Source organism: Nonomuraea solani, assembly GCF_900108335.1.
GTDB lineage: Bacteria > Actinomycetota > Actinomycetes > Streptosporangiales > Streptosporangiaceae > Nonomuraea > Nonomuraea solani.
In genome coordinates, this window is the sequence record NZ_FNVT01000022.1 from 1 (window position 1) to 12289 (window position 12289).

14 protein-coding genes and 1 pseudogene are annotated in these 12289 nt (G+C 69.6%); 12 read left to right on the forward strand and 3 right to left on the reverse strand.

Annotation, left to right across the window (positions count from 1 at the left end; translation table 11 throughout):
* The 3 genes from C4V41_RS62415 to C4V41_RS62420 all read left to right on the forward strand — a co-directional run.
* Positions 1–339: hypothetical protein (locus C4V41_RS62415; protein WP_200824758.1), on the forward strand; the 339-nt coding region annotated here is incomplete at its 5' end.
* A gap of 621 nt (positions 340–960) precedes the next feature.
* A complete protein-coding gene (locus C4V41_RS48460; RefSeq protein WP_160150647.1) occupies positions 961–4062 on the forward strand; it encodes an NACHT domain-containing protein in 3102 nt (1033 codons plus the stop codon).
* Between the two features lie 204 nt (positions 4063–4266).
* Entirely contained in the window at positions 4267–4404 is a 138-nt protein-coding gene (locus C4V41_RS62420) for a hypothetical protein (protein WP_160150648.1), read from the forward strand.
* A 74-nt stretch (positions 4405–4478) separates the two neighbouring features.
* Here the strand turns inward: C4V41_RS62420 and C4V41_RS48465 are convergent, their stop codons facing one another.
* Positions 4479–4769, reverse strand: coding sequence for a hypothetical protein (locus tag C4V41_RS48465; RefSeq protein WP_146104060.1), 291 nt, complete (start codon positions 4767–4769; stop codon positions 4479–4481).
* A gap of 37 nt (positions 4770–4806) precedes the next feature.
* Positions 4807–5997, reverse strand: coding sequence for an alpha/beta hydrolase fold domain-containing protein (locus C4V41_RS48470; protein ID WP_200824759.1), 1191 nt, complete (start codon positions 5995–5997; stop codon positions 4807–4809).
* Between the two features lie 142 nt (positions 5998–6139).
* Here C4V41_RS48470 and C4V41_RS48475 point away from each other — a divergent pair, with 142 nt between their 5' ends.
* The 5 genes and pseudogenes from C4V41_RS48475 to C4V41_RS66295 all read left to right on the forward strand — a co-directional run.
* The gene (locus tag C4V41_RS48475) at positions 6140–6691 is read left to right on the forward strand and encodes a dihydrofolate reductase family protein (RefSeq protein WP_103962842.1); all 552 of its coding nucleotides are present in this window, start codon (positions 6140–6142) and stop codon (positions 6689–6691) included.
* Between the two features lie 24 nt (positions 6692–6715).
* Positions 6716–7552 carry an alpha/beta fold hydrolase gene (locus C4V41_RS48480; protein WP_103962843.1) on the forward strand — a complete coding sequence of 279 codons (837 nt, stop codon included), beginning with the start codon at positions 6716–6718 and terminating at the stop codon, positions 7550–7552.
* 17 nt (positions 7553–7569) lie between these two features.
* A complete protein-coding gene (locus C4V41_RS48485) occupies positions 7570–7968 on the forward strand; it encodes a VOC family protein (RefSeq protein ID WP_103962844.1) in 399 nt (132 codons plus the stop codon).
* Positions 7968–9110 (forward strand): epoxide hydrolase family protein, encoded by a 1143-nt coding sequence (locus C4V41_RS48490; RefSeq protein WP_103962845.1) that lies wholly within the window; start codon positions 7968–7970, stop codon positions 9108–9110. The genes C4V41_RS48485 and C4V41_RS48490 overlap by 1 nt, the downstream gene beginning before the upstream one ends.
* Positions 9107–9187, forward strand: a pseudogene (locus C4V41_RS66295) (endonuclease domain-containing protein); the annotation flags it as partial. The gene C4V41_RS48490 and the pseudogene C4V41_RS66295, both read left to right, overlap by 4 nt.
* Before the next feature lie 27 nt (positions 9188–9214).
* Here C4V41_RS66295 and C4V41_RS61215 read toward each other — a convergent pair.
* Positions 9215–10252 (reverse strand): hypothetical protein, encoded by a 1038-nt coding sequence (locus C4V41_RS61215; protein ID WP_146104061.1) that lies wholly within the window; start codon positions 10250–10252, stop codon positions 9215–9217.
* A 7-nt stretch (positions 10253–10259) separates the two neighbouring features.
* Between C4V41_RS61215 and C4V41_RS61220 the strand changes: the two genes are divergently transcribed.
* The 4 genes from C4V41_RS61220 (at position 10260) to C4V41_RS48515 (ending at position 12209) form a co-directional block, all read left to right on the forward strand.
* Positions 10260–10448, forward strand: coding sequence for a hypothetical protein (locus C4V41_RS61220; RefSeq protein ID WP_146104062.1), 189 nt, complete (start codon positions 10260–10262; stop codon positions 10446–10448).
* Complete coding sequence (locus C4V41_RS48505; protein ID WP_103962848.1) at positions 10448–10747, forward strand: hypothetical protein; 300 nt, start codon at positions 10448–10450, stop codon at positions 10745–10747. The genes C4V41_RS61220 and C4V41_RS48505 overlap by 1 nt, the downstream gene beginning before the upstream one ends.
* A gap of 383 nt (positions 10748–11130) precedes the next feature.
* Positions 11131–11373, forward strand: a complete 243-nt coding sequence (locus C4V41_RS61225) for a hypothetical protein (RefSeq protein WP_146104063.1) — start codon at positions 11131–11133, stop codon at positions 11371–11373.
* 383 nt (positions 11374–11756) lie between these two features.
* Positions 11757–12209: a hypothetical protein gene (locus C4V41_RS48515; RefSeq protein WP_103962850.1), complete on the forward strand. Its 453-nt coding sequence runs from the start codon at positions 11757–11759 to the stop codon at positions 12207–12209.
* Positions 12210–12289: the final 80 nt, after the last annotated feature.

A 12289-nucleotide genomic window follows, 5' to 3' on the forward strand; every position in this document is an offset into this window, starting at 1 on the left:
GAATGGCTCGACTATCGGCGCACCCGCTGGCCGAACACAGCCAATCCCCACTTGCTGATCAATCAGCTGAGTGCCCTCGGCACCGGCCCGGTCTCCAAGATCTACTTCGCCAAGAAGCTCCGCGGTCAGGCTGCGACGCTCGAACGCCTTCGCGTTGATCGGCAGCTTGAGGAAGCCCTCACACACGGCCCGGACCCGCTCCACCTCGCCGCAGTGTTCGGCCTCGACCCCAAGACCGCTATCCGCTACGCCGAGAACGCCCGCGTTCTCCTGGCCACCGCAGCTGAAGAGCAAGACCCCGCCAGGCGCGACGAACCCACGGGTCGAAACGGTCCATGAGGGATGAAGAACCTTCAGTTCCATCGGATGAACCTTCAGTTCGCATGAACTCTGGGACTTCCCCGGGGTCGAGGAACGAGAGGACAGCCATTAGCGCTGAGATGGATCATTGTGCAGATGGTCACCGCGACCTGCGGAAACGCTCAAGATCGCGCTATTGGGCCAGCCCATCCCGCCACCTTCGAGCCGGAAGCTGACTCAGCGCCGTTGGTTGTGTATCGCCCTGACCTGCTAGAACAGCCCATACCGCTAATGGCTGTCCCATCGTTCCTCGACCTCGGGTCAGCAGCGGGCCGAGGCTGCCGCGCGCGGTGATCTTTCCGGTCCGGATGAGGTCCAGCGCGGTCGCGGCGGCTTCCAGCAGCGCTTCCTGGCGCACGGTGTCGAAGGTCTCGTAGGGGCGCCATACCGTGATGCTGGCCCGAGGTGGCCAGCCGACGGTGACCCAGATCCGTTCAAGAGCGGCGGCCGAGTGCCGACGGATCTGCGAGGTGGACGACCTTTCACCGCTTTGCTACGGCAGCAAAGCGTGCCACACATCCATTCCGCTGTCCCCGGACAGACCCAAGCAGAATGGCAAACTCGGTTGTTCTCACCACGGCCGGATGGTGCTGTTCTGTCATGGGGCGAAATACGCCGGGGCGGCAGGTGGCCAGAGCGGGTCTCACCGGGATCATCGTGGCTCCGCTGGCGGGGATGGCGGCGAATCTGGCGACCTCGACCGTGACACACGAATCTCCGGGGTGGACCGCGCTGACCTGGACGGTGACCACGGTGCTGACCGTACTCCTGATCGTCGCCCAATATCGCGCCTCCGCACCCGGCAATGAGCCGATGAAAGTGGACGAGGCCACGGAAGTCCTGCGTCACGCCGTGACGGTCCAGTGGGAACGCGAGGCCAACACCCTCCGGCTGGCCGAGATGCGCCGGCTGCCGATCAAATGGAGGAGCGCCGTCTCGGAACTGTTCGAAAGCTTCGAACAATCCCTCGCCTGGTCACGGCGTTTCGACCGGGCACCGAAAAGTAGTGACGTGTACGAACAGTGGCGAAGACGGCGCGGCGACGGCAAGCAGCTCAGCCTCGTATGGATCGACAGAACGCCCGCCGGGAGGCTCGTCATTCTCGGTCCGCCCGGCTCGGGGAAGACCGAACTGCTGATCGACCTCATGCTTTCCCTGCTGCGCCGTGAACCCGCGCCGCCGGAGGTGCCTGTGCTGGTGCCGATCAGTTCGTGGAATCCGCACCAGACCGAACTCGAGGAATGGCTGGAGAACTGGCTGATCGCGACCTATCCGTTTCTCGGCAGGTCCCCGGCCGGACCGGACACCGGCACGCTCGCCGTGGCCCTGCTGAAGGCCCGTCGCATCGCCCTCATCCTCGACGGCTTCGACGAGCTGCCGCCCGTGAACCGCCGCCAGGCCCTGGACCGGCTCAACGTCGAGTCGTACGTCCTGCGCAACGTCCTGCTCACCAGCCGTACCGACGACTTCCGCACGGCCGTCCATCCGAAGAACACCACCGTGCGTCACCTGGCCGGCGCCCAGGGCGTGGAGCTCAGGGCACAGAAGGTAGATGAGATCATCGACTACCTCGAACAGAACTCCACCCGAAGCGGGCGCTGGGAGATCTTGCGCGAGCCCGAGCTGGCGCGGGAGTTCGACACGCCGCTGATGGCGGTGCTCGCCGACAGCGTCTACAACCCCGGCGGCGACGGGAGCCCTGAACCGACGGAGTTACGCGGCAAGCCCGACGTTCCCGGCTATCTGCTCGACGGATATATCGCGGCGAAGTTCCCGGAACGCCCGGACGCGGCGCGGCGATGGCTGACCCAGCTCGCCGATCCGCCGGGAGACCGTGTCGCAAGGCCGGACATCACCTGGTGGGACCTCGGCTCGCTGCGCCTGCCGCCCACGTGGCGGCGCGTCACGGTCACCGTGCTCGCGCCGCTCCTGGTCTTCTGCTGGACGGCCTTCTCAACGGGGATGCTCAACCGGTGGGTGTTCGACAGCGCCGAGGTCGGCCTGGCCCACGGCCTGCGGATCGGGGCGGCGGGGGTGCTCTGCTACGGCTTCGTCCTGTTCGTGTCGGGCAGCGGGCGGGCGGCGGTCATGGCCGCGCTCGGGGTCTACATCGCCGGCTCGATCAGCGGCGGTTACGAGCTCGGGATCACCGCGGGCCTGGCCGGCGGGTTCAGCTGGCGGCCCCTGGAGCTGAAACGGACCGGTACGGCGTACGCCCTGCTCTTCGGGGCGGCCGCGGCCGCCGTCGCGGCGGCGATCAGGCTGCTCCCGCTGCCCGCGAACCTCACGCAGGGCTTCGTCGCCGGGTTTGCCGACGGGTTCGTCAGCGGCTGGGACCAGGACGTCAACGGCTGGATCGCGACGGGGACCCTGGCGGCGCTGCTCGCCGCCGGCGCCCTGCGGATCAGCCCGGTCCGTGCGGACGCGCGCGTGCTTACCCCGCCTCGGCCGCCGATGCCGTGGCTGGTCGCGGGCGGGCTGGTTGCCCTGGTCAACGCCTGGGCGGACGGGTTCCGTCCGCACGCGTCCCATGGCTGGCTGCTGGCGCCCGCCGACGGCCTCGCGATCGGGCTCGCCGTGTGGGCGGTCGCGATGATCGTACGGGGGCGCCCGGCCCCGCGGCTTCGGCCGTGGATCTGGAGCGTCGCGATGGCGCTGGCCGCGGCGGCGTTTGGCGTGCTGGCGCACACCGCGAAGGGCGACGTGCACGACGGATGGGCGCGCGGCCTGGCCGACGGCATCGCGGCCGGCTTCATCGTGTGGCTCACTCTCCACTACACCGCAAAGGATCCCTCCCCGCGCATGTGGTTCTCGCTCCTGGACCGGGTACGTGCCGCCGCGCCGGCCGTCCTGGCGGCGATCGCGCTCACCGTGCTGTTCGCCACCTCTGCGGGCTGGGCCAACGCCGTCGTGGTCTTCATAGGTTTCGCGGCTCTCGTCCTGTATTGGCTGCTCCGCTCCCCCGCGCAGGCGCGGGCCGCGGTGAGCGGCGGCACCGTCCCGGTGGTCGAGGCCGGCGTGTACGCGCTGGTCGTGATGGCGCTGATCGGCGGCCTGGCCTTCGGGTTCCTCTGCGGCGCGACCGCCGCCCTGGCCGGCAAGGTGTCGACGGAGATCTCCCGGCGCAGATGGCCGTCGATCGGCCTGCGGGCCTCCTGGTACGGGCTGCTCGGCGGCGCGGCCCTCGGCGGAACGGCGGCGGCCGCGGCCGCCTTCACCCGGATCAGCGTAGTCTGGCTTCCGTTCATCTGGCTGTCGGCCACGCTCGCTACGGCCCTGGCCTTCGGCGCCCAGGGCCCGTCGGCCACCGAACGGGACGTCATGGTGCCGCGCCGCCTGCTCCAGCTCGACCGCCGCACGTTCCTGTGGTGCACGCTGGGCATCGCCGCGGCGATCAGCCTCGCGGTCGGCGTACGGGCGACGGCGGGTACGCACCGGCCGCTGATCGGCGTCATCGCCGCGGTGAGCACGTTCTTCACCTACGGCCTCACCGCGGGCATCACGGTGGCGGCGGCGCAGAGCAGGTACGGCATCGCGAAACTGGAACGCACGCTGCTGGCGGCCCGGGGCCTGCTGCCGTGGACATTCATCGGATTCCTGGACGAGGCCTGCGACAAAGGCGTCCTGAGCCGCAACGGCGCCTCCTATCGCTTCCGGCATCCGTTGCTGGCCGAACGGCTCGCTTCCCGCGACATGGAGTGAGAGCTCGGCGGACCTCGGGGTCGAGGAACGACGGGACAGCCATTAGCGATACGGGCTGTTCTAGCAGGTCAGGGCGATACACAACCAACGGCGCTGAGTCAGCTTCCGGCTCGAAGGTGGCGGGATGGGCTGGCCCAATAGCGCGATCTTGAGCGTTTCCGCAGGTCGCGGTGACCATCTGCACAATGATCCATCTCAGCGCTAATGGCTGTCCTCTCGTTCCTCGACCCCGTGGCCAGCGCCGCCGGCCCCGCACGCACCGCCGACGTCCCCGCCCCACCGGAACGCACCCTGCAGGACCGGCTGGCCGACCTCCTGGCCAAGCACAGCAAACGCCGATGACCTCTCGCGGGGTGAGGAACGTGCAGGCAGCCGTTGGCGCCGAGAACGATCCGACATCGCCGCACGCCTGGTCATCACCACAGGCAAGCGGAAAGGACGGCACCCCCTCGGCGGCGACCGTCCTGCGCATGCTCCGCGACCATGACGACAAGACCAGCACCGATCCCGATGCGGCGGGCGCGGCGGCTCGATGACTTCGCCCGTTGCAGCGCGTCCAGGATGTCCAGGGCGTCAAAGGCTCGCGTGTCCCGGCCGGGCGCAACGTCGCCGCCGAACTGGCCGGCGCCCGGCGCGAGCGCTACGACCCCGGCGAGCGGTCGCTGCGCATCGTCTGCAAGGGCAACAAAGAGCGGGAGCGTGATCATGGACGGAGAACCGCCCGGCACCCGTCTGGCCTGGGACCTAACTTCCTCCTGTGGAGGCGGTCACGATTCGGACGAAGTCGCCTATCTGGGTCATGGCGTCGGCGGCCTCCGGAAGGAACGACCAGTACAGCTGAAAGCTCTGGGCGGCCACCGGATAGATCTCCAGCCGTACGTCGACGCCCTGGGCTCGCGCGTGCTCGGCCAGCCGTTCCGCGTCGGGGAGACCTTCGTCACCCGCTGCCGCCTGGATGAGCATGGGCGGCAGCCCGCGCAGGTCGGCGTGCAGCGGATCGAGAAGGGGATCGTCGAGCGGGTGCCCGTCGAGGTAGCGGGCGATGCCCCAGGCGGCGCCCTGGCGGGTGGCGCTCGGCGCGGGGACATCGGGCAGGCTCGTCGGGGCTGCGGCGTTGAGGTCGACGTACGGCGTGAACAACACCGACCCGGCGGGCAGCGACTCGCCGTGCTCTTTGAGCCGCAGGAGCAGGGAGAGTGCGAGACCGGCACCGGAGGTATCGCCGGCCAGCACGACGTCGGGCGGCGCGGCACCCTGGCCGAGCAGCCAGGTGTAGGCGGCGTGGACGTCGTCGAGAGCGGCCGGAAACCGGTGTTCGGGCGCCAGTCGGTAGTCGGGGGTGAGTACCCGCCCGCGGATGGCGTCGGCCAGCGCCCCAGCCAGAGACCGGAACCCGAACGCCGATCCGCTGGTGTAGGTGCCGCCGTGCAGCAGCAGGACCCAGGCCCGACCGGGTTCGGCCGGGCTGGCCACGAGCCCCGGCACGCCGCCGGCGTTGGCCGGGGTGACGGCGATCTCGGGCACGAGCGGCATCAGCGCGTAGTGCCGTTCGGCGGCGGCGCGCAGCGCGTCCACGTCGGCGTAGGTCAGGTCGGTGAACTGATCGCCGAGCCGCCGGATGTGCTCGGCCAGTTCCCCGCCGGTCGAGCGGGTGGCCCTGACCACGTCGTCGATGTCGTCGAGCACGGCCGGCACCCGGTCGAGCAGGGTCCGCCCGGCGGGCGTGAGGGCGACGTTCTGGGTGGAGCGGCGCAGCAGCAGGCAGCCGAGGCTGCGTTCGAGCGCGGCGATCTGGCGGCTGAGCGTGGACTGCGACACGAACAGGCGGGCGGCGGCGCGGCTGAAGTTGAGCTCCTGGGCCACCACGACGAAGGCGCGCAGATGCCTCAGCTCCAGGCTGTCCGGCGCTTGTCCGCGGGGGATTTGATCGCTCACCTCCCCATGATCGGGCATCCGGCCTGCGGTTCTGCACATCCCGCACAAGTGTCATGCGGGATGCGGCGTTCCCTTCGGCACGGTCTGCCGCCAGGGTGGATCGCAGCAGGTACTTCCCCAACTTTGTGCGTGGAGTAGTGATATGCGGAAGATGTTCTCCTTCATGGCGATCAGCGCCGACGGCTATCACGCCGACCCCGACGGCGGGCTCGGCTGGCAGACCTTCGGGCAGGAGTTCGCCGACTATTCGGTCGAGCAGCTCGACGAGGTCGACACGCTCGTGCTCGGCCGCACCACCTACACCGAGCTGGCCGCCTACTGGACGGGCGATCTCGGCGCGCAATTCGACCGGCGCATCGCCGACCGGATGAACCGCCTGGCCAAGCTCGTCGTCTCCGACACGCTGGAGACGGTCTCCTGGGCGGGCTCGTCCGTCGCGTTGACCTCGGTGGAGAAGCTGGCGGAGGTCAAGCACACCCCGGGCAAGGACCTCGCGGTCCTCGGCAGCTCCACCCTCACCGCCGCCCTGCTGCGCGCGCACCTCGTCGACGAGGTGCGTCTGATGGTCAATCCGATCATCCTGGACGGAGGCGCCACGCTGTTCGCCGGAGCCGGGACGGTGCCGCTGGAGCTGATGCGGGTGCGCCCGTTCCAGTCCGGCAACGTCCTGCTGTACTACCGCCCGCGGTCCTGAGGGCGCGGGCGCTGACGTCACGTCATGATCCAACTGGACGTTGAGGTGGCCGCGGGCCGCACGCTGCATGTGTACGACACGGCCCCTGCGGGGAGCGAGCTGCCGCCGGTTCTGTGGCATCACGGCACCCCCAACCTGGGCTCGCCTCCCGAGCCGCTCTTCGCCGCGGCCGGCAGGCTGGGGTTGCGCTGGGTGTCGTTCGATCGGCCTGGCTACGGCCGGTCCGCCCTCGCGCCGGGGCGCACCGTCGCCTCGCTCGCCGCCGACGCGGCAGCCGTCGCGGACACGCTCGGCATCGGCCGGTTCGCCGTCGTGGGGTACTCCGGCGGCGGGACGTACCCTCTGGGGTGCGCCGCCGTCCTGCGTGATCGTGTCCAGGCGGTGCTGAGCCTGGCCGGTATCGCCCCGTACGGCGCGGACGGGCTTGACTGGTTCGCCGGGATGGTCCCGTCCGGGGTGGCCGCCCTCGGAACGGCGGCGGCGGGCCGCGAGGCGCGGGCGGCGCTGCAGGAGTCGGGTTTCGCCTACGACTGCGAGTTCACCGCGGCCGATCTGGCCTTCTTCGAGGGATCGTGGGGCTGGCTGGGGAAGATGGGCGAGCCGGCTCTGGCCGCCGACCCCTACGGTCAGATCGACGACGACGTCTCCTACACCCATGCTTGGGGCTGCGACCCCGGCACCATCAGCGCGCCCGTCCTGCTCCTGCACGGCGCCGCTGACCGGATCGTTCCCGCCTCCCACGGGACATGGCTGGCGGCCCACTGCCCTACCGCCGAACTGCGGCTCCGCGCTGACGACAGCCACTTCACCATCACCGGCCACGCCGAAGAGGGCCTGGACTGGCTCCGCCGGCAGATCTGAACAGAGGAAGATTCATCATGATCAAAGCACTGAACGAGATAGAAGTCGTCACCCTCTTCGTCGAAGATCTCGCCGCGGCGCAGGAGTTCTACGTCGGCGTCTTCGGCCTGGAGGTCGTCTACCACGACGACGAGTCGGCTGTCGTCCGGCTCGGCCCGATGATGCTCAACCTGCTGCGGCGTGAGCAGGCACCCGAACTGGTCGAACCGGCCACGGTGGCCGGCGCCAGGTCCGGCGTCCGGGCGCTGTTCACGATCCGGGTGGCGAACGTGGACGGCGTCTGCGCGGAGCTGGAGCAGCACGGCGTACGCCTGCTCAACGGCCCGATGGACCGCCCGTGGCGACGGCGCACGGCCGCATTCGCGGATCCCGACGGCAACGTCTGGGAGGTCGCCCAGATCCTGGAGGGCAGCTAGTGGAGCCGCGGACGGGCCAGGAACTCTTCCCCTTCACGATCCGCGTCCCCGACAGCGAACTGGCCGACCTGCGTGAACGCCTGGCCAAGGCGCGCTGGGCGCCCGAGCCGGCCGGCGCGGCCGACGGGTACGGCGTTCCCCGCGCCCGGATACAGCAGCTGGCGGAACACTGGCGCGACGCCTACGACTGGCGCGTCTGGGAGGACCGGCTCAACCGGTACCCGCAGTTCACCACGACGATCGACGGCACACGGGTGCATTTCCTGCACGTCCGCTCGCCGGAGCCGCACGCGCTGCCGCTGATCTGCAGCCATGGCTGGCCGGGCTCCGTGGCGGAGTTCCTGGACGTGATCGGTCCGCTGACCGATCCGCGGGCGCACGGCCTGTCTCCTGAGGTGGCGTTCGACCTGGTGATCCCATCTCTGCCGGGTTTCGCCTGGTCCGGACCCACCCCGGACACCGGCTGGGGGCCGCGCCGCATCGCCCGCGCGTGGGCGACCCTGATGGACCGCCTGGGCTACCGCCGCTACGGCGCCGCCGGCAACGACTGGGGTTCACACGTCTCCCCCGAACTGGGCCGGATCGCGCCTGAGGCCGTCGTCGGGGCGCACGTGACCCAGCTGTTCTCTTTTCCCGAGGGCGAGTGGCTGTCCTACCCGCCGAGCGTCGAGCCCGACCTCGGCGAGCTGACGCCGGACGATCGGGCTGCTCTGGACGGTCTGCGCCATCTGCAGCGACACGCGGGTTCCTACGCTCACGTCCACGGCCGGCAGCCGCACACGCTCGCCTTCGCGCTCACCGACTCGCCGGTCGGGCTGCTCGCCTGGAACAGCCAGGCCATGGGCGGCTTGGACGCCGACACCCTCCTCACCCACGTCACGATCTACTGGCTGACCGGCACGGCCACCTCCGCCATGCGGCTGTACGCTGAGTACGAGCGGCAACCACCGGCCGACGGACCGACCACCACGCCCCTGGCCCTGGCTCAGTTCCCGCACGACATGCAGGCCATCAGGGCCTGTGCGGAGCGCGACCACGCCGGCATCGTGTCCTGGCGCACCTACGACCGGGGCGGCCACTACGCCGCCCACCAGGCACCCGATCTCCTCGTCCACGACATCCGCACGTTCTTCGCTGCATGACCGACCGCGCCCAGGTCTGGGATCACTGTCACACGCACGGCTACGTTCGCGCGCCCTTGTGCCACGATTGCAACACCCGTCACTGGGGCGGATGGGAGCCGTCCCTAGGCCGCGCCCCGCGTTCGGCGAACGTCGACCCGAGCTATTACCAGCGCTGCCCGCGTCGCCCACGTCACGACGACCCCTATAGAGCCGGTTGCAGTCGATGACCTCGCCGGCGCCTGGTCCCGCGTACGGCATCGGCGTGCTGGCTCCGGCGCGTTCGGTCGTGGCCGATCGGGGCGGTCCTGCCGGAGATCGGCGAGCGCGTCCACCAGGGCGTCCTCATGGGCGCGGCGCGCGGCGTCGATGAACTGAGTGCGTTCCTCGTAGGTGGGCTCGGGGAACCGGTGGGTCAGCGTGCGGCCTTCCTGGGTCCAGTCGTGCAGGTGGCGGTCGGGGTGCCGGGGCCCCCACGCCTCCGCCCACTCGTACGGGCCACCGGCCCCGATGCCGAGCTCCTGGGCGATGATCCCGGTCTGCCAGTTGGTCCAGATCAGGGTCCTCCAGCCAGCGGGGGTCCACACGATCAGGGAGGAGTTCGGCGGGTTGTCCTGGCGCTGGTACCAGGCGGGTTCGGGGATCTCCGATCGGTGCGGGGAGGCCGGGCGCGGGCCGGGCGCGGTGGCGGGGCGGGGGCGCTCGGGAGCGTCCGGGTCCGGCAGGTAAGTGTCCACGGTGCGGGAGACCTCGCCGTTATCGGTGCCGTGCTCGACGACGTCGGCGCGGGCGTAGTGGTCGCGATGCGGCATGTAGGCGCGGGCGATCAGGCGGGCGTCGTCCCGGGTCGAGCACCAGCCCACCGTCTGCCAGTTGGAGGTGTTGCCGCCGTAGTCCTCGCCCAGCACCTTCCCCTCGGTGCCCCTGAGGTCGTGCCAGACCGCGACCTGCCAGCGCAGCCCCGGCGCCGGGGCGAACTCCTGCGGCGGGCCCACGATCTGACCGGGCGCCTCCACCGGCCAGCCGGTGTGCGCCCAGATCCACCGGCCATCTTCGTGCAGGCAGGCGGAGGGCAGGATGGCGGGGGCTCGTTCGTCATCGATCTGATGGCTCCTGCCCGCCGGGGCCACGCTCGCCACCATCCGCGCGGACGCCGACAGCATCGGCGCAATGGCCGTGCTCACACTCCGGGCGGCCGGCCACCGGCTCCAGCAGCCCGCGCTGGACAAGGCGGCGCTGATCGCGCGGGCCGACAAGGAAGAAGCCAGCCCCTGGCCCGGTGTCCGGCCCGTGCCCGCCCCGCAGGACCTCACGCCCCGCTGCGCCTGGTTGACGTCGAGACCACCAATATCCTGGTGATGAAGGCCACCGCCCGGGTGCTCGGCGATCCCGCCGCGCCCGAGGCCGTGCGCGATGGGCTGGAGAATGGCCAGGCCACGTCCACGGCCGCCGATCTGGCCGCGTACGCGGCACGCCTGGCCGCCCTGCTGGATCAGGCCGACGACCCGGACGCGATGATGCTCCGCGACCGCCTGGCCGACGTCGACCCGGTTGAGGACGTGGTCCTGACCCGCGACCAGGAGGCGGCCTACCAGGCGATCGCCGACCGGCTCAACCAGGCGTGGCAGGGCGGCGGGCTGGGCCGCTTCCTGCACTGACCAAGGTGATTCGTTACCAAAACGCAATAATTGCTCTTTGATCGCGGCTTTCGGATGATCCTCAATCCTCAGCAGAACCGCCTGGTGATCGCGTTGCGCGACGCGCCCATTCCTCGTTATCCGAGGTCACTTCACTCGTGCGCCTGGCATGTAAGAAGCGTTTCTGACGTGCGGTTCTGGCGCTAAATGGCTGCGCGTTTTCCGCTGTCGAACGGCTCCGTGCGTAGGTCGAGCTACGGCGCATCCCCACATGCTCGCCTCATAAGCTATGTCTCATCGTCAACGGGATCCTCCCCGGGATCTGTAGATCCCACCCCCACGGGGGTCTACAGCCCCCCGCCCCCAAGCGCCACTCGTTCAGGGGGCCGACCAGGAAGGGCCTGATGAACAACGACGATGACGGCAAGAGGCACCGGAACTTCTGGGAATGGGCGGCGCTCGGCATCCGGGCGGCGCTCATCGCGGCAGACTGGTGGCTCAACCGGAGAGGGCCCGACCTTTTAAGGCCAGGCCCTGCTCACCCATTAAGCAGAGGTCCCCGGGAAATGGCTGGTACCCAACCCGGGGGCTTTCTGCTGCCCGGCCTCGATCCCAAGGCCCTGGCCATGAACATGTTCACCGCGTGAACATGTTCACGCATTTAGCACTGTACCCCGCGCGTAGGGAGGGGCATTACAAGAGCCAGGCATACAGGTGTAGTGCGGTTCTTGCGCCTTTGCCAGCGGTCGATCAGGGCGGCGTTGGGATGGCGCCGGGCACGCAACCGACGCAGCCGGTCGGGTCGGTCGGCGATCGCAGGCGGTCATGCCTTACCTCGCTGATCGGGAAGCGTCGACGATCTGTTCACGAAGGGCCGGTCGGAGGTGATCGTGATGTCGGCGCTGGGGGCGACGTCGGACGTGACCCTGAGCACCACGACCGCGCGGGGCCTCAACCCGGACTCAACAACAACTCAACCAGCCCTGCCTTACCTTTCCCGTGTCCACGACGACCAGCGAAAGGAAGCACGATGAGACGTCTACCACTGATCCTGGCCGCCGGCGCCCTTACGGCCGGCACGCTTCTCGCCCCCGCCGCCCAGGCGGCGACTACGACGACGGCCGCCGTCTCCGTCCAGCAGGCGAGCCAGCCCCGCTGGTTCACCATCTGGGACGGCGGCGGAAACACCAGAGGCATCGATACCGGGGCGATCAAGAGCCAGGCCAAAGTCCTGCAGATCGTCACCCAATGTTGGAACGGCGGTGACGGCACCGCGGCCACGGCCACCCTGTTGAAATGGGGGCCCAGTGGTATCGGCCCAGGTGGTGGGTGGATGAAAATGAAGCGCGACCGCGGCTACTGCCTGGGCGGGAAGATGTACACCCGTATCCACGATGCGAGGGCCGGCGAGAAGTGGAGGGCCACCGTCACTCTCAGCCCCAAGTCCCACACGGTCAGGGTGTGGGTTCAGAACTACGGCTGATCGGCCCACTGATTGTCGGGCGTCTCTTGATGTGAGCGGGGGCTCGTCGAGGAGCGACGTTCGGTGTGAGCCGGTAGCGG

Excerpts from the sequence above, each read along its gene's own strand:
- C4V41_RS48480 (WP_103962843.1), top strand. The coding sequence starts at position 6,716 with ATGATCCAACTGGACGTTGAGGTGGCCGCGGGCCGCACGCTGCATGTG.
- C4V41_RS48460 (WP_160150647.1), top strand. The coding sequence starts at position 961 with ATGGGGCGAAATACGCCGGGGCGGCAGGTGGCCAGAGCGGGTCTCACC.
- C4V41_RS61220 (WP_146104062.1), top strand. The coding sequence starts at position 10,260 with ATGGCCGTGCTCACACTCCGGGCGGCCGGCCACCGGCTCCAGCAGCCC.
- C4V41_RS48465 (WP_146104060.1), bottom strand. The coding sequence starts at position 4,769 with ATGATCACGCTCCCGCTCTTTGTTGCCCTTGCAGACGATGCGCAGCGA.
- C4V41_RS61225 (WP_146104063.1), top strand. The coding sequence starts at position 11,131 with ATGAACAACGACGATGACGGCAAGAGGCACCGGAACTTCTGGGAATGG.
- C4V41_RS61215 (WP_146104061.1), bottom strand. The coding sequence starts at position 10,252 with ATGCTGTCGGCGTCCGCGCGGATGGTGGCGAGCGTGGCCCCGGCGGGC.
- C4V41_RS48515 (WP_103962850.1), top strand. The coding sequence starts at position 11,757 with ATGAGACGTCTACCACTGATCCTGGCCGCCGGCGCCCTTACGGCCGGC.
- C4V41_RS48475 (WP_103962842.1), top strand. The coding sequence starts at position 6,140 with ATGCGGAAGATGTTCTCCTTCATGGCGATCAGCGCCGACGGCTATCAC.
- C4V41_RS48505 (WP_103962848.1), top strand. The coding sequence starts at position 10,448 with ATGAAGGCCACCGCCCGGGTGCTCGGCGATCCCGCCGCGCCCGAGGCC.
- C4V41_RS62420 (WP_160150648.1), top strand. The coding sequence starts at position 4,267 with ATGGCTGTCCTCTCGTTCCTCGACCCCGTGGCCAGCGCCGCCGGCCCC.
- C4V41_RS48485 (WP_103962844.1), top strand. The coding sequence starts at position 7,570 with ATGATCAAAGCACTGAACGAGATAGAAGTCGTCACCCTCTTCGTCGAA.